The following is a 19,955-nucleotide window of genomic DNA, read 5'->3' on the forward strand; positions in this document are numbered from 1 at the left end:
CTACCCGAATGGGGGAGGCCGACGCCCGAGCAGGCGACGACCGAACAACCGCGCATCCAGTGAATAGGCGCCAGGGCCCAACATCAACAGCGCCAAGGGCAGCACCACCTGTGACCACGGCGCCTGCTGCGCGAACAGGCCCACGGCCGCCATCAGCACGGCCAGTGGCGTCAACACACCCAGCGTGAGCATCGGCACTGCCAGCAGGCACAGCGCCGACCACCCGCCCGCATGCGTGCCGGGCGTGCACAGTGCCGCGGACAGGCACAGCCGCAGCCACAGCAGGCCGATGCCCGGCCCGCGGTCGGGGAACATCACGAACAGGCGCTGCATGGCCGGGCTCCACAGGGCATTCCGGCGTGATAGCCGACCGCGGCGGCGACCGCCTACCCCGTTCGGGTCACCCCGGACTGCCCCGCACCTGCCAGAATGCGCGCCATGCGTGGCCGCCCCTTCCCGTTCCTGCGTCGCCTGCCGACGCTGCTGACGTGCCTGCTGCTGTGGACCGCCCTGCCCGCTTTTGCCGTGCAGCGCCCGCCGGTGAGCGGCGGGCTGCCCGGTTACGAGCACACCGCGTGGCGGGTCGGCCAGGGTGCACCCGGCGATATCTGGGACATCACCCAGGACCGCGACGGCCTGCTGTGGCTGGCCACCGGCTCGGGCCTGTACCGCTTTGATGGCCGTCGCTTCGAACGGCAGGCAGCGCCCGTCGGCAGCCAGTTCCCGTCCACCAACATGGTCACGCTGGCGCATGCCGCCGACGGTGCCCTGTGGATCGGCTACTTCCAGGCCGGCATCAGCCGGTTCGCGCAGGGGAGGCTGCACAACTACGGCCGCGAGCAGGGGGTACCGGTCGGCGTGGTCCCACGCTTCAGCCAGGATCGCCAGCGCCAGCTGTGGGCGGCGATCAATGGCGGGCTGCGCCGCTTTGATGGACAGCGCTGGCAGCCACTGCCGGCCGCAGCCGGCCTGCCCGAGCGCCGTGTGCAGTGGGTGCTGCACGACAGCCGGGGCAGGTTCTGGGTGCTGGCCGACCTGAAGATCTGGATGCGTGCGGCCGGCCAGACCACGTTCGAGGACACCGGCATCGCGGTCTCGCAGATGGCAACGCTGGCCGAAAGCCCGCAGGGTGAAGTGTGGTTGGCCGACCGGGTGCGCGGCACCTCACCCCTGGCCAACGCGCAGGGCCTGTTGGCGGCCAGCGAACGTGAAGCGCGGCGTCTTCCGGAACTGGTTGCTGCACGCCTGCAGTTCACTGCCGATGGCGCGCTGTGGGCCACGATGAGCCCGCACGGCGGCGTCGCCCGCATCACCTTCGACGGCAGCCGCGCCGTGCGCATGGAGCGTTTCGATTCGCCGCACGGGCTGACCGCCACCTCGGCCGTGCCGATCATCGCCGACCGCGAAGGCAATCTCTGGGTTGGCACCAATCTCGGCCTCAACCGCTTCCGCGCATGCAGCGTGCACACCCTGGCAGTGGGCCCGAGTGATCCCTACCGCTCGCTGGTGCGGGCCAGCGATGGCCGCGTGTATGGCTATGGCGAAGACCTCAAACCCTACGATCTGCGGCGCACTCTGCTGGATGGCAGTGCCCCGCAGCTGCAGGCCGCCGCGCGCCAGGCACCCACGCCGATCTGGCAGTTCGACTGGGTCAATCTTGCGCGCACGGTCGCCGGCCACACCTCGTTGATCCCGCTGCCGGCTCCGTTCACCGGGCAACCGCTGCACGCCCTGCTGTTCCCCGACGACGCGCAGGCCTGGGTATGCACGGGTGAACGCGGCGTCCTGCACTACCTGCATGGCCAATGGCAGCGCGAGGTCCGCCTGCCCGAGCAGGCCTGCTCATCGCTGGCGCTGGATGCCCATGCCCAGCTGCTGCTCGGCTATGCCGACGGCCGCCTGCGCCGGATGAGCGCGGGCCACATCGAGAGCTTCGATGCCAGCCAGGGCCTGTCGGTCGGGCCGATCACCGCAATGCTGCATCACCAGGACCTGCTGCTGGTCGCCGGCGAAGCCGGTCTGGCTGCGCGCGTTGGCAACGGTCGTTTCGTTCCGGTGCGAACCGACATGGCCGGTGTACTGGAAGGCATCACCGGCATGGTGGCCGATCCGAACGGACACCTCTGGTTCAATGGCAGCCGTGGCCTGGTCCGGCTGGGGAGCGATCAGCTGCGACGGGCGCTGCGCACCGGGCAGCCGGTGACGCCACGCCTGTTCGATGCGGTGGATGGCATGCCGGGCATCGCCCTGCAGAGCGGACCGATCGCCACCGCCACGCTGGCCGATGACGGGCTGCTGTGGCTGGCCACCAACCAGGGCCTGGCCTGGCTGGATACCACGCGCTCGCACATCAACACCATGGCGCCCAGCGTGCGCATCGGCGAAGTGCTGTACGGCAGCGCACACGAGCCCCTGCGTGACGGCCTGCGCCTGCCGGCCGGCACCAGCCAGCTGCAGATCGACTACGTCGCGCTGTCGCTGGCACGTCCGGAGCGCAACCGCTACCGCTATCGCCTGTCCGGCGTCGACGATGGGTGGCAGGATGCCGGCAGCAGCACGCGGGCGTACTACACCAACCTCGCCCCGGGCAATTACCGGTTCGAGGTGGAAGCCGCCAACGAAGACGGCATCTGGAGCACTGCACCGGCCAGTCGCAGCTTCCGCATCGCCCCCACCTTCATGCAGACCGTGTGGTTCAAGCTGCTGTGTGCGGCCGCGATCCTCGCGCTGCTGGTGATGGCGGTGCGCATCCGCAGCGGGCAGCTGGCCGCGCTGTTCCGCGCGCGCCTGCAGGAACGCAATGGCGAACGCGAACGCATCGCACGCGACCTGCACGACACCCTGCTGCAGGGCAGCCAGGGCCTGATCCTGCGCCTGCACGCGATCAGCCAGTCGCCGCAGACCCCGGAGCAGGTACGCGGCCAGCTGGAATCGGCGATGCAACTGGCCGAGCGCAACCTGGCCGAGGGCCGCGAGCGGGTCAATGCCCTGCGTGAGGGACCGTTCGCTGGCCGCGACCTCGCTTCGGCACTGGCCGATGTGCACGCCGAGTACGCCGGGCATGGCACCAACCCACTGCGCCTGACCGTGGAAGGTGCAACGCCACCGCTGCAGGCCGACGCGGCCGAAGAAGTGTTTCTGATCGGGCGAGAGGCGATCCGCAATGCGTTGCGTCACGCCAACGCCAGCGCCATCGAAGTGGAGCTGTCCTACGGCACGCGGTGCTTCCTGCTGCACGTGCGCGACGATGGCGTCGGCATCGCCGACGACAATGCCGGCCATGGTCATTGGGGCCTGCAGGGCATGCGTGAGCGCGCGCAGCGCCTCGGTGCGGAACTACAGCTGTGGACCCGCGCCGGACTGGGAACCGAAGTCGCGCTGGCGGTTCCCGCCCGGCGCCTGTATCACCGCCGCCCATCGCGCTGGCGCTGGCCCTGGAGTAAAGCAAACCATGACTGAGTCCCCTGCCCTGATCGGCGTGCTGGTGGTCGACGACCACCCGCTGCTGCGTGACGGCCTGGCGGCGCTGCTGGGCGCACAACCCGATCTGCGCCTGCTCGGCGAAGCCGCCGATGGCGAGGAAGCCATCGCCTGCTACCAGCGGCTGCAGCCCGACGTGGTGCTGATGGACCTGCAGATGCCACGGCTGGATGGTGTGGAAGCGATCGTGCGGATCCGCGCGATGGATCCGCGCGCGCGCATCATCGTGCTGACCACCTACCGCGGTGACGTACGCGCGGTCCGCGCGCTGCAGGCCGGCGCCAGCGCCTATCTGCTGAAGGACATGCTGCGCCATGAGCTGGTCGATACGATCCGCATGGTCGCTGGCGGCCGCCGCGCACCGATTCCCCCGGCGGTGGCGGCCAGCATCGCCGCGCATGTGGTGGAAGACCGGTTGTCGCCGCGCGAAACCGAGGTACTGAGGCATGTGGCCGGCGGCCTGTCGAACAAGCGCATCGGCGAGCGCATGCAGATTTCCGAGCAGACAGTGAAGGCGCACATGAAGAGCCTGATGGACAAGCTGGGCGTGGGTGATCGCACGCATGCGGTGACCCAGGCGCTGCGGCGCGGGATCATCAGCCTGGACGACAGCGGTCACGATTAGGGAGTTGTTCGGCAGGGCTTGCAGCCCTGCACCTGCGGTAGTGCCGGCCGCTGGCCGGCAACCTCTACAGCAACAGCGGGCTTTCCGTGGGATGGCGGGGCGGTGTTGGTAGGTGTCGACCTTGGTCGACACGGTAGATCCAGGCCATGCGTGGATGAAGCTCAATCGGATCGGAATCGAACATCTGGAAGGAAGAACAGGGGTCAGCACTTTCGGCTACAGCGCCTCGGCAAGGAACTCCAGCACCGCTGGCCCTACCTCTCGGTCCGCGCGGGCATGACCTTCGGCCGTGCCCCCCACTTCAATGTACGGGCCTACATCATGGCGATGGGTGGTCGGCTGCAGAAACGGGGTGATCAGATGCCCCGCATCTGAGTAGTACAGGAAACGGTCACGGTCACCACGCCCTGCGGCTGCAAGCCGACGCTGCGCAACAGCCAGCATCGTGCCTGAGTCACCCAGCCGATCGTCACCACCTCCGATCCACAACGTGCGTGCAGCAATGTCCTCGATGGGCAGCATCGCGATACGCAATGCCGGTTCCCACTGCGGCCCCGGTCTGCCCCAGTCAACCTCCTCGCGATACGGCAGCCACGGCAGGGGTTCGCCCTGCCAGCTCAAGGGGGAACGGTCCACCGCTCGGAAATCGGCCGGGGCCACGTCACGGGCGATGCCACGAAACGGGGCTGGACTGCCTACCCAGGACACAGCGACGCGGAGCTCAGGCAGATGCACCGCCGTGGCCATGGTCACGATGCCGCCCCAGGAGCCTCCCATCAGCCCTACCCGCTGTGGATCCACCCGGGGATGGCGCTGCAGCCAGTGCACTGCATCGCGTACGGTTTCCAACGGAACCTCGATCAGATCCTTGGGCACGCCCGGCCCGCGATACCACGCCACCGACACCGCGACATAGCCGTTGCTGGCCAGCCAGGCGGCATAGAGGTCGCCACCGTCGAATCCGCCTTCGGCACCGCCCAGCGCCACCAATGCTGGCGCCCGTGCATCAGCCTGCTGGCCCGATGGCAGGTACAGATGTGCTTCGCGGCCACCGATTTCGACCCGTTGCACCTCCACGCCCGGCAGCATCAGATGGCGCTGCAGGGTCCGCCGTGCGACCACCGATCCTGCACGCTCCACCTCCAGTTCGAAGGCCTGCGACTGGAATCCCAAGCCGTCATCGCAGCGCTGCCACTGCAGGGGAAGTGCGTTGGCCCTTCCTTCCTGCGGCTGCATCGACCAGATCAGCGCGCTCGCATCGACGCCTCGATAGCTGCCCTGTTCCGAGCCGCTGCGTGCGGTGTCGACCGTCCCCTGCGGGTCCGCGCGCAGTGCAGCCTGTGACTGCCAGCGCTGGCCCCGGCTGTCCCGCATCGACAACCGTAGTTGCACCACCTCGGCCGCCGCCAGTCCCTCAACCCTAATGGCTGGAATACGATCAGCGCGCCCCTGATGGTCATCGACAATGACCCGCACATCGGCCAACGCAGGCAGCGCCAGCACGCCCAGCAACACACCCAAGCACCATCGCATCCGCATGCTCCACCCTGATCTGGAAAGGCGCAGGGTGCACTGGCCGCAACGACCGGATTGCGTACTTCGGCGACGATGGCACCAACCGTGCCGCTGCAGGCACCAGCCGTGTGTCAGGCGCGTGCCGCCAAGGCCGCCTCCAGCACCGGCCGGTAGCTGCGGCTCACCGGCAGCTGCACGCCATCGGCCAGTTCAAGCAGCGCATCACCGTTATGGCGCTCGATCAGTGATCGCACCCGCAGCGGGTTGACCAGCGCCGAGCGGTGCACGCGCAACAGTCCTCCATCCGCCAGCCGTTCGGCCAGCTGCGCCAGCGGCTCACGCAGCAGGTGCAGTCGCTGCCCCACGTGCACGCATGCGTAATGACCGGCCATGTCGATGTAGTCGATCTCCGCCAGCGGTACATACTGGACACCACCACTACCAGGCACCGCCAGGGTCTGCTCACAGTCCTCCGTACGCGGTGCCAGGCCTGCCAGGCGGCGCACGCGCTCGATCGCTTCACGCAACCGCTGCGCTGCCACCGGCTTGAGCAGATAGTCTGCGACGCCCAGTTCGAACGCGCGCAGCGCATGCTGCGGCAGCGCGGTCACGAAGATGGTGTGCGCGGCCAGCGCCGGCTGCTGCTGGGGCAACTCCCAGCCACGACCGTCGGGCAGGACCAGATCCAGCAGCAGCAGATCGAAACGGCGCCCCTGAAGCTGCTCGCGTGCCTGCGCGAGGGTGGCGGCTTCGGCATCGACCCTGACCTGCGGAGTGCCCGCCAGCAACTGGCGCAGGCGGTCACGTGCCAGCGCCACGTCATCCACCAGCAGCACGCTCAGCGGACGCGTCACGCGATGCACTCCGGCAAGGTCACGCGAGCACGATAGCCGCCGCCCTCGCTGGCGGTCTGCAACCGGCCTCCCATCATCGCCACGCGCCGCTGCAGTGCAGCCTGGCCAGTGCCCAGTCCATCGTTCGTGCCGGGACGCAGGCAGGGGTTGAACAGCACCACATCAAGCAGGCCGTCTTCCACACCGGCCCATAGCTCGATCCGCAACGGCCCGTCCCCCGGCTGCCAGCCACTGTGCAATACCGCATTCTCGATCAATGGCTGCAGCAACAGGCCAGGAACTGTCCAGGCCAATGCGTCAGCGCTGGCCTGCAGATGCAGATGCACTTCCTGATCGTGCAGCAGCGACTGCAGCGCGACATAGTCCTGTGCTGCGCCCAGTTCATCGGCGAAGCAGCGCTGCGGCGGGCATTGCAGGGTATCGCGCAGCAGCGACGACAGCTGTGCCAGTGCGGCATCCGCCGCGCGTGGACGTTGCAGCGCCAAGCCACCGATGGCGTTGAGCGCATTGAACAGGAAGTGGTGCTGGAGATGCTGGCGCAGGGCTGTTTCACGAGCCTGCTGCAGCACCTCTGACTGCGCCCTCAACCGCTGCAGTCCGGCCAGGCCATGGCCCACGCCCGCCACCGCAATGAAGGTCGGCAACGCAAACAGCGCGGTAATACCAATCGCGCGCAACACCTGCTGCGGTGCTGGCCAGGGTTGCCCCTGCCACAGCTGCAGCAGCACATGGCCCAGGGTCCATCCCAATGCCGTCAACAGCGGAGTCAGCAGCAGGCACAGCGCCAACCATCCGGCCAGATGCCGGCGTCCAGACAGTGGCCAGCGCCGGCACGCATCCCACAACAATGGCGTCGCCAGCATCCAGGGCAGCTCGGCGCCAAGGATGAACAACGCTGCCGGAATCAGACCGCCAGGCTGTTGGCTCAGGTGCACCGCCGGCACGGCGGTGGCGATCAACACCCCCCACAGGGCCAGCATCACCCAGTGTGGGCGTGGCAGCGGAAGCGGCGCCTCATGGGCTGGCAGCAGCAAGGCAGGCGAAACAGGCATGCACGGATTCGAACGGGAAACGGGCACCATGCTAGATGCCCGCACCGAATCATTCCCGTGCCGGAAGCAAGGGGCTGTCCACTGCCACGGATCCGCATCGTGCCTGGATTCCGTTCGACGCTGGGGTCAGAGCCCTTCCCGGTCGGAAGGGATCCGACCCCGCCGATCATTGCGCCTTCGCCGCCTCGGCATTCCACGCTGCGACCTTGGCCTTGGTGTCGGCCAGCATCCTGTCCAGTGCGGCGCGGTCATACACGTTGCCACGCAGGATCACGCTGTCGATTTTCTCGGTCGCCGCAATGTTCTGCAGCGGATTGGCGGTCAGCAGCACCAGATCGGCAGCCTTGCCCTGCGCAACACCACCGTAGCGGTCCATCTGGCCGAACCAGGCCGGGCCGGAACGGGTTGCGGCCGACAGCGCCTGCGGTGCGCTCAGGCCTTCCTTCACGAACAGCTGCAATTCCTGGTGCAGGGCGATGCCCGGGAAGTTGAACGAGTTGAGGAAGCCCGCATCGGTGCCCGCAATGATCGTCACACCGGCCTCCTGCAGCATCGGCAGCACCGCGGCCACCTGGTGGTACTGCGCGTGGCGCGCTTCGATCTGTGCCGGCGTGGCCTTCGCCGCGCGGTCCACGCGCCACTGGTAGGTCGCGCGCAGGCCCGGGCCGATGTAGGCCAGGTACGGATCGTTGGCGTGGTCATCCTGGTCAAGGAAATCGAGGATGCGGCCACCGTTGAGGGTCGGGGTCACGAACACGCCGCGCTTGGCGAAATCGCGGTAGGCGTGCATCGCCGTGTCACGATCGAAGCTGGCGTCGAGGCGGCGGTTGGCTTCGGCGCGGTCGATGCGGCCGGCACCGAAGTCGGCGGCGATCTGCGCTTCATCCTTGCTGCCTGCCTTGAATGCGTAGTCCAGATGCTCGATCGAGGCCAGGCCTGCATCGACCGCCTGTTCCACAGTCAGCGCCATCGGAATGTGACCCGAGGCCTTGAACCCGGCCTTGCGCGCAGCACTGGCCGAGTACAGGAACAGTTCCGGCTTCAGCGTGCTGTCGGTGATCTTCACGAAATCAACCTTGTCGTGCTGCAGGCGGGCGATTGCCTTGTCGGCATCCGCCTCGCTGCCCACTTCGATCGTGCCCTTCCAGACCGGCTTGATGCCTTCGATCTTCGCGCCGGAACTGAGCAGGCGCGGACCAAACAGCGTGCCCTTGGCGATCTCGCCGCGCCACTGCAGCACCTGCTCGGGCAGGTCACCGGAACAGTCGCGCACGGTGGTGATGCCGTGCGCGATATATAGCGGCAGCAGCGCCTTGTTCTCTTCGATCAGCGCCGGGCCACCACCGAAGTGCACGTGCATGTCCCACAGGCCCGGAATCAGGTACTTGCCCTTGGCATCGATCTGGCGGGCCGTACTCCATTGGCTGCGCAGCCGCGCGTCCGGGCCGACGGCCACGATATCCTCGCCACGGATCACCACGCTCTGTCCGGCCAGGGTGCTGGCGTGCTCGACATCGACCACGGTGGCATTGCGGATCAGCAGGTCGGCGCGCTCGGCAGCAGACGCCGACAGCGGGGCCACTGCAAGGAGGATGGCAAGGGACAACGGACGGGAACGGAACATGGACAGCATCCTGATGGGCACGCCCAGCGTGCGGGTGGAAGGGGACGGTCTTCAGCGTGCCGCGCCATGCTGGCGCAGCAGGGTCTCGATTTCGGTGTAGCCGCGCTTGCGCGCGTGCGCCAGCGGCGTCACGCCGTCGCCGTCGGCCAGCTCGGGGTCGGCGCCGGCATCCAGCAGCAGCCGCACGATCTGCACGTGGCGCGCGCCGCCGTCGCCGAGCAGGATGGCCTCCAGCAGCGCGGTCCAGTGCAGGCGGTTGACATGGTCCACAGCGACGCCGGCACGCAGCAGCGTGCGCACGGTGGCGACGTGGCCGCGCTCGGCGGCGGGAATCAAGGCGGTGCCGCCGTAGCGGTTGGTGCTGCGCAGGTCAGCGCCATGCGCTAGCGTCATCACCAGGATCTCGTCCAGACCACGCGCGCCGGCGTACAGGTAGGCGCTGTCCTGCAACGCATCCTTGGCGTTGACGTCGGCGCCGGCTTCGATCAGTTCACGCGCGGCGTCTACATTGTTGCCATGCGTGGCCAGCAGCAGCGCGGTGCGGCCCTGGCCATCACGCGCCTCCAGATCGGCGCCGTCTTCCAGCGCCCCACGCACTGCCTCGGCATCGCCGCGGGTGGCGGCATCGCGCAGGCGGGCATCGGCCGAACCCGCGGTGGCCGAGCAGGCTGGAATGACCATCGCCAGCAGGCACAGCAGCAACAGGCGACCCATCGGGGCGGGCCAGCGACGGCAACGATGGATTCGCATCTTCGGTTCTCCTGTGCGGCGAGCACTGCGGGCGATGCCGGTACAACCGGGGCGCGGTGCTTGCTGCCCCCTCACCTGCATGGTAGAAGTCGTCACGCGCATCCAGAAGTGAAATGTTCAAATGCAAGACAGTGCCAAATCGAATAGAACGCTGTTCGAACTGGACCTGCTGCGAGCGCTGGTGATGGTGGCCGACTGCGGCAGCTTTACCACGGCGGCCACACGCCTGCATTCGACGCAGTCCACGGTCAGCCAGAAGGTGCGCCGGCTGGAGGAACTGGCCGGGCATCGCCTGCTCGAGCGCGGCCACCGCGACGTACACCCCACCGACGCCGGTCACACCCTGCTTGGCTACGCGCGGCGCATGCTCGACCTGAACGAGGAAATGGCACAGGCGTTGGCCGGCGCCACCGTGGAAACCGCGGTGCGCATCGGTGTCCCCGAGGACTTCGTCAACGCACAGACCACACGCATGCTGGCCGCTTTCAGCCGCCGCCATCCACAGGTGAAACTGGAGATCAGCAGCGGCCTCAGCCGCGACCTGGCCCACGGCTTCGACCACGGCGAGCTGGACCTGGTGCTGGTCAAGCAACGCCGCAACACCCGCCAGGCGGTGCACTGCCGACGCGAGCCGATGCATTGGGTCGACAGCCTGCGCAGCAGCTGCCTGCTGCAGGACCCCCTGCCGCTGGTGACCTTCCCGCCGCGCGGGCTGTACCGCGACGAGATGATCCACGCCGTGGAGGCGCTGGGCCTGCGCTGGCGCATCGCCTTCACCAGTTCTTCGCTGGGTGGCATCCAGGGCGCGGTGGCCGATGGCATCGGCATCAGCCTGCTGCCACGCCGCGCGGTCACCCGCGATCACCGCATCATCGATGGCGAACGCGAGCTGCCGGTGATCGACAATTACGAGATCGGCCTGCTGCATCGCTCCGATGCCGATGATGCCGTGCGAGCGCTGGCCAGCGAACTGTGGCGGCAGGTGCAACGCGAACCGGACTGAGCACCGCACATGAGGTAGTGCCGGCCGCTGGCCGGCAACCTCGACAGCCACATTGTCCAGGCGCGGGCATGGATCTAGCGCATTGATCATCGATATCTGATCAGACCTGCCGCACCAGGGCACTACATCGCCGGCTACAGTCCCCGTTGTTTCCGTGCCCCACGGCGCCTCGCCATGTCCGACGAAATCCCCACCCGCTTCGATCCCCTGCCCGCTGCGCTGCAGACGCATCTGCAGCACCAGCGTTCGCTGATCGCCGCGCGCGTGGCCGCCGGCTTTCCGACGTTGCCGGTGCAATGGCCGCTGGCGGCCACCACGCTGCAGCGCGTGGTCGATGCCGAGCTGATCGACCGTGATGACGGCGATGGCTGGGAAGCGCTGGGCGTGGCGTTCGGTGACACCCTGGCCCAGCGCGTGCCGGGCCTGGCCTGGATGCAGGTCACCGATGCCTGGGGCATCGACGCGGTGCTGCGCTATGCCGACAGCAGCCTGCAGATCGGCGCCAGCACGCTGCTGCTCAAGCGCATCGAGCAGGGCGAGCTCATCGACATCGCCCATCTGCTGGCGTGGCTTGAGGAATTTGTCGCCACCCGCGCCGACGATTACGCCTGAAAAGCTGCCGAGCATGGCTCGGCGCAACCGGAACTGGCGTGGCGTCGTGGGTAGATCCACGCCATGCGTGGATGGAACCACCGCGCGGCCACATTCATCCACGCATGGCCTGGATCTACAGCCAACGGCCATCAACTACCACGCGTCGCTCCACCGGCACTGCGGCCACAGCGGCCGGGCCGTGGTCGGCACGCACCGCCACGAATGTGGCCGGATGCCCTTCCACAAGGCCGTACTGCGGCAGCCCGATCACCTGCGCGGCATGGGTGGTCACCATGTCCAGCGCCAGCATCAGGTCGGCATCGGTATGGAAGCCGGAGCGGTAGCCCAGCAGCATCGCGCGTTGCAACAGGTCGCCGTTGCCATACGGCCACCAGCAGTCGCGGATGTTGTCGTTCCCGGCGAACACGCGCACACCAGCGTCATGCAACGCGCGCAGCGGCGGGAACGGATGATCGCCCGGCGCGTTGCTCATGATCGCTACGCCGGCCGTGGCCAGCGCCTCGCCCACCTGCAGCGCGCGCGCCAGCGGCGCCTCGCCCAGCGAATAGGCATGGCTGACCGCCACCCGACCCTGCAGGCCAGCGGCCCGGGTGCGCGCGGCGATGCGCAGCAGCTGCGCCAGGCCGGTTTCGCCGGGCTCATGCAGATGGATGTCCAGCTGAACGCCGTAACGCTCGGCCAAGCCGAACAGCAGCGCCAGCTGGCCTTCGGCATCACCGTCGAGCGTGGTCGGGTCGATGCCGCCGAGCACCTCCACGCTCGCAGCAAGAGCCTGCTCAAGCACCGCAGCGGTACCAGCGCAGGACATCACCCCGGCCTGTGGGAACGCCACCAGCTGGATGCGCATGATGTCGGCACAGCGCAATGCGGCCTCGCGTACCGCCTCCAGGTGGCGCAGGCCGGTGCTGCCATCGATATCGACATGGCAGCGCATTGCCACTGTGCCGAAGCCGCTGCATTGGCGGATCAGCGCCTCTGCGCGATCGACCATCGGCGCCGCAGCCGCCACTGCCGCCTTTTCCACCGCCAACCGTTCACGCAGGCTGTTCACCGGCTGATGCGGGTGCCAACGGTCGCCGACGAAGCTCTTGTCGAGGTGAATGTGGCCGTCGACCAGCCCGGGCAGCACCGCGAAGCCCTGCAGGTCGACGCATTCCGCCCCTTCGGCCGGCGCGGCCTCGCCAGTGAGCCCGCTGATGCGGCCATCACGGATATGGAAATGCAGTGGCGCGCCGTCGCGGTCAACACCACCGTGGATGAACTGCAGGGTCATCGGGAATTTCCGGAAAGCCAAGACTGGCGCCATCGTGCGCCTCGACACAACCATCGGCCAACGAAATATCTGGATGGCACGCATTCACCAGAACGATGATTCCCCCTGCGACAACCGGTCGCAGCCACGCCGTGCACACCCCTGAACGGGTAACATGGGCGCCTGTTTCCGCTGTGATGCCGCATGGGCCCGTCCGACCGCCACGATCGTCTCCGCCGCTGGCAGGCCGCGTCCCTGCTTGCCGCCGCTCCGATCGCCAGCCTGTCCGCCACTGATGCTGCGGCCGCCGCGCCGCTGCAGTCGCCGCCGGGCCAGCAGCGCATCGCCCCGGCTGCGCTGGTCGAGCGCCTGCACCAGCGCGTGCTGTCCGGGCAGAGCGCCACCGCCACGCTGGAACACTGGTGCGCAGAGCACGGCCTGGCCGAACAGGCGCGGGTGCGCGCCGTACGCATACACGGCCAGGACAAGCCTGCCCCCGCCGACGTGCTGCAGGCGCTGGGCGTGAAGCCAGGCACCGACCTGCGCTATCGCCGCGTGCAGCTGGTCTGTGGCAGCCGCGTGCTGTCCGAAGCAGACAACTGGTATCTGCCGGAGCATCTCAGCCCGGCCATGAACCAGGTGCTGGACAGCACCGACGAACCGTTCGGTCGCGTGGTCGGCCCGCTCGGCTTCCAGCGCCAGACCCTGGCTGACCAGACTTTCTGGCCGCCGCGGGGCGAAGGCGATCACGGCGTGATCCTGGAAGTGCGTGCCCTGCTGCGCGACCGCCAGCAACAGCCTTTCAGCTACGTCATCGAGTCGTACCTGCAGCAGACGCTTCCGTAACGCGCCGCGGCGCCGGGCATCCGCCGGCTACGGGCCCGTGATGGCGTTGGCTGCAGGATCCACCGAGAACACGAAGCGCCCACCACGCTGGTCCCTGCCCCATGTCATCGGCGCCGTGGTCAGACTGTAGACCGGGGCCGCCTTGTCCGTGCCGATCGCCTCGGACCAGGCACTGAAATCCTCATCGGTACGGCTTCGGATCTCGCCAACACACAGGCTGTAGCCACAGGCGAAAGACACCAGCGTGCCGTCGCTGCCGGTGAGCCGGGTCGCGGCCGTCCTGTAGAGCCGGGTCAGGTCCTGCACTTCCGGGTGGCCAGCCGCATCGCGCTCGAACTGGCTGATCGCCTGCGCGAAAGCCTTGTCGGAACCCAGCAGCGCCTCGCTCTTCTGCGTGGACACCGCACCCTCGCTCAGCAGCATGCGCTCGCCCTCGAGGAAGTGCCCCTCCGGTTGCGCGAGCCCAGCTGCCGCCGTCGTGGCACTCGATGCCGTTGCCGCGCGCGATGGCCCAGCGTGCTCCGCTGGCTGCGCGTGAGACTGCGCAGGCGCGGCATTGGCCACCTCCGCGGCATCCTCCACGCTGGCCGCCTGCCTGCCACTGCAACCTGCAATGGCCACCACTGCAATCACACTCCACACCCTGACATCCATGCGCATCCTCCTCCGGGTTGCGCCACAGCATGCCACGCGCGCAGCGGCAACACGGGTGCACTGCACAAAGAAAAGCCCAGCAATGCTGGGCCTTTCGTTCGCCTGCGGAATCAGCGGAACCGGTAGTCCAGTTGCACCCAGTACTGGCGGCCATACGGGTCGTAGTTGCCGACCGGGTAGAACGGCCAGCCGCCACCGTTCTTGTCCGCCGGCGGGCGGCTGTCACGCAGGTTGTTGACGATCACACCCACCGACAGGTTCTCGCCGAACTGGCGGAACACGCTGGCGTTGTAGGTCATGTACGGCGCGATGCGGCCACTGCCATCGGTCTTCGGCAGCGAGCCGAAGCGGTTGCCGTACAGCGTGGTGGTCCAGTCACCCTGGTTCCAGGTGATGCTGCCGTTGGCCTTGCTGCGCCACTGGTAGTCATCCAGCGAATTGCGGATGTCACGCTCCGGATCATCGGAGAACTGTCGGTATTTGTGCTCCAGCACCACGGTGTAGGCCAGGCGCGTGGTGAAGCGGCCATAGCGGCCGGCATCGAAACGCCAGTTGCCCTTCAGGTCCAGGCCGCGAACCGATTCGGAGGCCGCGTTGATCGGATTGATCAGCACGCGGGTCACCTGGTCCGGCTGCACGGTGGCATTGGACGGATTGCGGATCACCCGCGACAGCGCGTCCTGGCACAGCGGCGAACCGATATCGCGCGCTTCGCCGCCCAGCGTCCGGCCCAGGCGGCAATCGGCCTCATCACGCAGGATGCGGCTGGTATCGAGGCTGGTCACTTCGTTGTCGATGCGGATGTCGTAGTAGTCAGCGCTGAAATCCAGGCCGGACAGCGGCGACCAGACCACGCCGAAACCATACGACTTGGCCGATTCCGGCTGCAGCTGCGCATTGGCGCGGTTGCTGTAATCAATCGACAGGCCGTTGTAGTCGCAGTTGTCGTACGACTGGCCCGCCGTGCGGCAGCGCCAGTAATCGGTCATGCCCGGGTTGTAGCCGCGGGTTTCGGTGGCAAACACGTAGTTCATGTCCGGCGCACGGAAGCTGGTCGCCGCCGTACCACGGATCAGCAGGCTCTCGATCGGACGGAACTCGACGCCGAAACTCCAGGTGGCCTTGCCGATGTGCTCGCCACCGGCACGGTACTGGTCATAACGACCGGCCAGGGTGGTGGTCAGCGACTGCAGCAGCGGCAATTGCAGCTCCACACCTGCAGCGTAGCGGTCACGCTCGCCACCGGCGCCGACGCCTGCACTGGTGTTCCAGAACTCGCCGCTGCCCAGGCGCGGGTCCGGTCGGTTGCGATAGCCCTGGCTGCCGGCCTCGACCACCGCTGCCAACGCCGCATCGCCCCCAGGCAGCGCGAACAGGCGGCCGTTGACGCTGGCGCTGAAGGTCTGCAGCCATGCCGCGTTACGGCTTTCCTGGTAGTCGGACAGCCCCTCGTATTCGTTCGGGGTCAACGGCTGGAACAGGCGCGCCGGATCCGGCGCATAGACCTCAACGCCGTTGCGCACACCCAGCTTCGGGCCGAGCAGGTATTCGTTGATGCCGGCCAGCAGCACCGGGCGGCGGGTGCGGTTCTCGTATCGCGAGCGGCTGTAGACCGCCTCATAGTCCCAGCCGCTGTCGCCGATCTGGCCACGTGCACCGACGTTGAACGACCACGAGTTTTCCAGGAAGCGGTTGGCATTGCGCGGCAGCCCGCCGATTTCCTCCGGCGCGAAGCGGCGGTACCAGCTTTCCAGGTTGCCGGTGGTCTGGTTGTAGAAGTAGTTGCGGGCCGAGGTCCAGGTCGGCGCACGCGTGTTGTTGTAGATCCGCGCGCTGCCCACGGCGACATCGGCAAACAGGTCAGTGGTCTCGTTGACGTGGAAGGTCAGCAGGCCATAGCCATTGAGGTTGCGCTTCTGGGTCTGCACGGTCCAGTAGCTGGCGGCGGCCTCGTTGCTGCCGCAGTACCAGCCCTGGCGAGGGTTGAAGGCGCGGAACACGCTGCCGCCATAGATGTCAGACGCCCCGTCGCAGCCAGTGACGCCCGGATCGATGTTGCGGCCGGTGGCGGCATTGCGGCGATAGGCGATCGCGGTCGCCTGCGGTGCCTTGCCGGCCGGATCATCGTCCAGCGAATCCATGAAATCGCGCTGGCGCCCGTGGATCGCCTTGCGCACATCGAACTCGAAGCCGAACAGCGCATCCCAACGCTCGCCGGAACTACCACCGACCACCTGCGCGCGCTGGTTGTCGCCGCCGCCCTGCTGGGTGCCACCGGCGCGCACGTTCACATCCACGCCCTCAAAGCGGTCCTTGAGGATGATATTGACCACGCCGGCGATCGCATCGGAGCCGTATACCGCAGACGCACCTGCCGCCAGGACCTCGATGCGCTCGATCAGCGCACTGGGAATGTTGGCCAGGTTGACCACGTTCACCGACCCTTCGTAGGCCAGCGGGTAGTCGGCCTGGCGGCGGCCGTTGACCAGCACCAGCGTGCGGTTCGGGCCCAGCCCGCGCAGGTTGATGGTGTTGGCGGCCGGGGTGAAGGTGTTGCCGAAGTCCTCGCCCTGTACGTTGCCGGTGTTCTCGGTCAGCGCGCTCAGTGCGTCGAAGGCATTGCGGTAGCCCTGCGCATCGATCTGCTCGCGGCTGATCACGGTCACCGGCGACGGGCCCTCGACACTGGCGCGTGGAATGCGCGAGCCGGTGACCTTCACTTCCTGCAATGTGGTGGGTGCGCTTTCCTGCGCGAAGGCCGGCAGCGAGACCAGCATCAGGGACGACAGTGCGAGCACCAGCGGACGCGGGCGCAGCGCCTTGTGGGAGGCGGACATGGGCTTCCTGGGGAGTTGGGCGGGTGGTGGTACGGGGGCAGCGGCCTGTACGGCGCATAACGATCCCGTAACGAAAGTGTCCTGAATGGGGGGTTTCAACGGAAATGACCAGGCCTGATGGCCTTATGCCTGAACCGAATCAGACCCGCAGTGCCATCCACCACACTTTTGCAATGTTTTGAATGGTGCAGGGCTGCAGGCACGGCCATCGTGCCGAGGATGATGACCCCGTACCCCACTTCCCTCCTTCCCCCATTGCGCCCAGTGCTGCGCCGTCACCTGCTGCAGCTGCAGGCCGCACCGGTCACCCTGCGCCCTTTCCAGCGTGCCGACCTGCCGCGCTGGCGCCTGTTCGATGACCGCCGCCGGCGCGGCCGCCGCGATCCGTCCGTCATCGATGAGGAAGCGCGCTTCCTCGCCCACATGCATCGCTCACGCCTGGAACAGGACAACGACCAGCTGCTGCTGGGGGTGTTCGATGACGAGCACGGCAACGTACTGGACCAGCTGCACGTACGGCTGCAATCACTACACGCGCGCAGCGCCGAACTGCTGTCGCTGCAGCATTGGCACCCGCATGCCGACGCGGCGCTGCAGGCGCTGTGCCCGTTCCTGTTCGAGGACGTCGGCCTGCATCGCCTGTTCGTGATGCTGCCACCGGACTGCAGTGATCCGTTCGCCACCGCGCTGCGGGCCTTCGGCTTCGAGCAGGAAGGCCTGCTGCGCGACCATCATCTGGATCTGGATGGCTGGCAGGATCGCCAGCTGCTGGCGCTGACCGCCCCCATGTGGCGGAGCAAGCACAGCGTGCTGGACTAGCGCACCCGCTCCAGCGCGTTGCCGGCACCGGTCAGCACCGAGCAGGCGTGGTCCTGCAGCTCTTCGGCGCTGGCCTCGTTGCCGGTGCCCGCGTCCACACGGGTGGCCAGCAGGATGAAGCCCGGGACGCCCTGCACGGCGTCCCGGCCCGCCACAACCAGGCTCCACTGGCCGACGTCGTCCACGCCTGCGAGGTCGTAGGCCAGCAGATTGAGCGGATTGGCGGTCAGTTCTGCGCCCGGCAGCAGGCGTGCCTGGTACTGATGGCCGCGCAGCAGCCCCGGCAGCGGTGTCCACTGGCTGCCCAGAGCGGCAGCATGCGTGTCCAGCGCCTGCAGCACGTCGGCACGCAGGCAATCCACGTGAATATGCAGCTGATGTTGCGAGCGGCCATGCGGTGAATTCAGCGCCAGGCTGGCAACGTTGCGCGGCAGCGGTTGGCCCAGCGCCCGTTCGGTGTGGGTGCGGGCCAGCCAGGCCGCGCCGAAGTAGTTGGGTGCACCACGCTGGTACAGGCTGCGGCTCTCGATGCCGCTGACCTTGTCCAGCGGCATCAGCAGGAACTGGTAGTCGCCGTGCGCGTCCTTGACCAGCACATCGCGGCGGTCTGCTGCCGTCTCCACCCGCAGGCAATCGCCACGCGGGCCTTCGGCGCCCTGGCAGTCACGTTCAATCAATCGCCACAATGCATCGGAATGGGCCGGCGGCGGAGGCGCGCTGGCACAGGCAGACAACAGCAGCAGGGACGACAGCAGGAAGGGGCGCAAGGACACGGCACGACTCACGGAGCAGGCACGGCAGACAGCGCCGCGCTGCATTCTAGCCAGTGCAACGCTGCAATCAGTAGGTGCCGAACGGCACTTCAACCACGATCGGGGCGGCACCCTCGCCGGCCTGCAGGCTGTAGCGGTCCAGCGCGCCATCGTCATCGGCGTGCGGCTGGCGCTGGAAATGCAGCGGATAGCGGCTGTCCCCCAGGCGCACGGCACCGCCGTCGGCCTCCAGCGTGGCACCTTCCGGAATCAGCAGACCGCCCAGGTCGCTGTAGGCGCCAGGTACATCGGCGAAGCTGTAGTCGGCCAGCTCGTCCACCCGCTGCATCGCATAGACGTGCGGCACATAGGGTCGTGCAGGGCTACGGCCATTGCTCAGGTCCGTCACCCAGGCCTGCGGCAGGCGGTACTCCCCGCGCAGCGCAGCGACGCCCAGCGAGGGGCTGGCCACCTGCAGGCAGCACACCGCCCGCTTGCCCTCGCGGTCGAGGATGGCGAAACGGTCGCCGCGGGTGGCCGCCTGCGGAAGCATGGCGAAGGCCAGGTTACGCTGCGCCGGCGCGTAGCCGGATTCGGTCTGCAGGTTGCGCCAGGCGCCGAATACCGGGGATTGGACCTGCTCGGGTTCCGGATCGGCAGCGGAGGCGGCAAACGCCACGCCCAGCAACGACAACATCAGGGCCGTCATTGTCTTGTCCTTGCCGCGGAAACTGCCTGCCGTCATACCGTATCCAACACCTGCGCCGGAAAGGCCCGGCCTGCCCGCTGGCGTACTGCCAGCTATTGCTCCCACTATGCAATGACCACGCTGTGCCGGCAATGACCGGGGCGCTGACGCCTTTCGCACACTCGGTGCTATCGTTCCCGCCATCGTCCCCTGCGCAGGAGCGCTCACATGTCTGCATTCCGTCTGTCCCTGTTGCTGCCGGCCTCCGCCCTGCTGCTGTCGGCCTGCGTCAGCACCCCTGGCCCGGAAGTCAAAGGCAGTGGCCGCTGCGACGCCAGCCAGCTGGGCTGGGCGATCGGCCAGCCGGCCAACGAGCCCAACATCCGTCGCCTGTCCCGCGAGAGCGGTGCCGGCCTGGTCAACCCGATCGGCCCCAGCACCATCACCACCAAAGACATCCGCCCGGACCGCCTGCGCGTGTTCGTGGACAAGGACAACATCATCACGTCCACCCGCTGCGAGTAAGCGCGGCAGCAGGCTTTTGTAGAGTCGAGCCATGCTCGACTGGCTTTTCGCGCGGCGCATCCGA

18 protein-coding genes are annotated in these 19,955 nt (G+C 67.7%); 7 read left to right on the plus strand and 11 right to left on the minus strand.

Features of this window, described 5'->3' with window-relative positions; genetic code table 11:
* Nucleotides 1-333, minus strand: a complete 333-nt coding sequence (locus R1L06_RS05780; RefSeq protein ID WP_032128091.1) for a hypothetical protein — start codon at nucleotides 331-333, stop codon at nucleotides 1-3.
* A gap of 96 nt (nucleotides 334-429) precedes the next feature.
* Between R1L06_RS05780 and R1L06_RS05785 the strand changes: the two genes are divergently transcribed.
* Nucleotides 430-3,459: a sensor histidine kinase gene (locus tag R1L06_RS05785; protein ID WP_317217163.1), complete on the plus strand. Its 3,030-nt coding sequence runs from the start codon at nucleotides 430-432 to the stop codon at nucleotides 3,457-3,459.
* Nucleotides 3,452-4,105, plus strand: a complete 654-nt coding sequence (locus tag R1L06_RS05790; RefSeq protein ID WP_107432195.1) for a response regulator — start codon at nucleotides 3,452-3,454, stop codon at nucleotides 4,103-4,105. The genes R1L06_RS05785 and R1L06_RS05790 overlap by 8 nt, the downstream gene beginning before the upstream one ends.
* 216 nt (nucleotides 4,106-4,321) lie before the next feature.
* Here R1L06_RS05790 and R1L06_RS05795 read toward each other — a convergent pair whose 3' ends face one another.
* The 5 genes from R1L06_RS05795 to R1L06_RS05815 all read right to left on the minus strand — a co-directional run bounded on the left by R1L06_RS05795 (nucleotide 4,322) and on the right by R1L06_RS05815 (nucleotide 9,900).
* On the minus strand, nucleotides 4,322-5,638 hold the full coding sequence (locus R1L06_RS05795; protein WP_317217164.1) for an acyl-CoA thioesterase/bile acid-CoA:amino acid N-acyltransferase family protein: 1,317 nt from the start codon (nucleotides 5,636-5,638) through the stop codon (nucleotides 4,322-4,324).
* A gap of 113 nt (nucleotides 5,639-5,751) precedes the next feature.
* Complete coding sequence (locus R1L06_RS05800) at nucleotides 5,752-6,474, minus strand: LytR/AlgR family response regulator transcription factor (RefSeq protein WP_317217165.1); 723 nt, start codon at nucleotides 6,472-6,474, stop codon at nucleotides 5,752-5,754.
* Nucleotides 6,471-7,526 (minus strand): sensor histidine kinase, encoded by a 1,056-nt coding sequence (locus R1L06_RS05805; RefSeq protein WP_317217166.1) that lies wholly within the window; start codon nucleotides 7,524-7,526, stop codon nucleotides 6,471-6,473. The genes R1L06_RS05800 and R1L06_RS05805 overlap by 4 nt, the downstream gene beginning before the upstream one ends.
* A gap of 166 nt (nucleotides 7,527-7,692) precedes the next feature.
* The gene (locus R1L06_RS05810; protein ID WP_317217167.1) at nucleotides 7,693-9,150 is read right to left on the minus strand and encodes an amidohydrolase family protein; all 1,458 of its coding nucleotides are present in this window, start codon (nucleotides 9,148-9,150) and stop codon (nucleotides 7,693-7,695) included.
* A gap of 51 nt (nucleotides 9,151-9,201) precedes the next feature.
* Nucleotides 9,202-9,900, minus strand: coding sequence for an ankyrin repeat domain-containing protein (locus R1L06_RS05815; protein WP_317217168.1), 699 nt, complete (start codon nucleotides 9,898-9,900; stop codon nucleotides 9,202-9,204).
* A gap of 121 nt (nucleotides 9,901-10,021) precedes the next feature.
* Between R1L06_RS05815 and R1L06_RS05820 the strand changes: the two genes are divergently transcribed.
* Together R1L06_RS05820 and R1L06_RS05825 are read left to right on the plus strand one after the other, a co-directional pair.
* On the plus strand, nucleotides 10,022-10,903 hold the full coding sequence (locus R1L06_RS05820; protein WP_317217169.1) for a LysR substrate-binding domain-containing protein: 882 nt from the start codon (nucleotides 10,022-10,024) through the stop codon (nucleotides 10,901-10,903).
* Between the two features lie 174 nt (nucleotides 10,904-11,077).
* Nucleotides 11,078-11,515 (plus strand): DUF3806 domain-containing protein, encoded by a 438-nt coding sequence (locus R1L06_RS05825; protein ID WP_121503529.1) that lies wholly within the window; start codon nucleotides 11,078-11,080, stop codon nucleotides 11,513-11,515.
* Between the two features lie 115 nt (nucleotides 11,516-11,630).
* On the opposite strand, the gene R1L06_RS05830 is transcribed toward R1L06_RS05825, so the two are convergent.
* Nucleotides 11,631-12,791 (minus strand): amidohydrolase family protein, encoded by a 1,161-nt coding sequence (locus R1L06_RS05830; RefSeq protein WP_317217170.1) that lies wholly within the window; start codon nucleotides 12,789-12,791, stop codon nucleotides 11,631-11,633.
* 183 nt (nucleotides 12,792-12,974) lie between these two features.
* Between R1L06_RS05830 and R1L06_RS05835 the strand changes: the two genes are divergently transcribed.
* Nucleotides 12,975-13,616 (plus strand): hypothetical protein, encoded by a 642-nt coding sequence (locus R1L06_RS05835; RefSeq protein WP_317217171.1) that lies wholly within the window; start codon nucleotides 12,975-12,977, stop codon nucleotides 13,614-13,616.
* Nucleotides 13,617-13,643: 27 nt separating this feature from the next.
* Here the strand turns inward: R1L06_RS05835 and R1L06_RS05840 are convergent, their stop codons facing one another.
* Both R1L06_RS05840 and R1L06_RS05845 read right to left on the minus strand, forming a co-directional pair.
* Nucleotides 13,644-14,276, minus strand: coding sequence for a hypothetical protein (locus R1L06_RS05840; RefSeq protein ID WP_317217172.1), 633 nt, complete (start codon nucleotides 14,274-14,276; stop codon nucleotides 13,644-13,646).
* A gap of 104 nt (nucleotides 14,277-14,380) precedes the next feature.
* Complete coding sequence (locus R1L06_RS05845; RefSeq protein WP_317217173.1) at nucleotides 14,381-17,107, minus strand: TonB-dependent receptor plug domain-containing protein; 2,727 nt, start codon at nucleotides 17,105-17,107, stop codon at nucleotides 14,381-14,383.
* Between the two features lie 219 nt (nucleotides 17,108-17,326).
* Here R1L06_RS05845 and R1L06_RS05850 point away from each other — a divergent pair, with 219 nt between their 5' ends.
* Nucleotides 17,327-17,926 (plus strand): GNAT family N-acetyltransferase, encoded by a 600-nt coding sequence (locus R1L06_RS05850; RefSeq protein ID WP_121503533.1) that lies wholly within the window; start codon nucleotides 17,327-17,329, stop codon nucleotides 17,924-17,926.
* Here the strand turns inward: R1L06_RS05850 and R1L06_RS05855 are convergent.
* Nucleotides 17,923-18,699, minus strand: a complete 777-nt coding sequence (locus R1L06_RS05855) for a CDP-diacylglycerol diphosphatase (protein ID WP_164081234.1) — start codon at nucleotides 18,697-18,699, stop codon at nucleotides 17,923-17,925. The genes R1L06_RS05850 and R1L06_RS05855 overlap by 4 nt on opposite strands.
* 67 nt (nucleotides 18,700-18,766) lie before the next feature.
* On the minus strand, nucleotides 18,767-19,423 hold the full coding sequence (locus tag R1L06_RS05860; protein WP_317217174.1) for a decarboxylase: 657 nt from the start codon (nucleotides 19,421-19,423) through the stop codon (nucleotides 18,767-18,769).
* 171 nt (nucleotides 19,424-19,594) lie between these two features.
* Here R1L06_RS05860 and R1L06_RS05865 point away from each other — a divergent pair, with 171 nt between their 5' ends.
* Nucleotides 19,595-19,891, plus strand: coding sequence for an I78 family peptidase inhibitor (locus R1L06_RS05865; RefSeq protein WP_006373100.1), 297 nt, complete (start codon nucleotides 19,595-19,597; stop codon nucleotides 19,889-19,891).
* Nucleotides 19,892-19,955 lie beyond the last annotated feature (64 nt).

This window comes from Stenotrophomonas mexicanensis (genome assembly GCF_032911605.1).
Taxonomy (GTDB): domain Bacteria; phylum Pseudomonadota; class Gammaproteobacteria; order Xanthomonadales; family Xanthomonadaceae; genus Stenotrophomonas; species Stenotrophomonas maltophilia_A.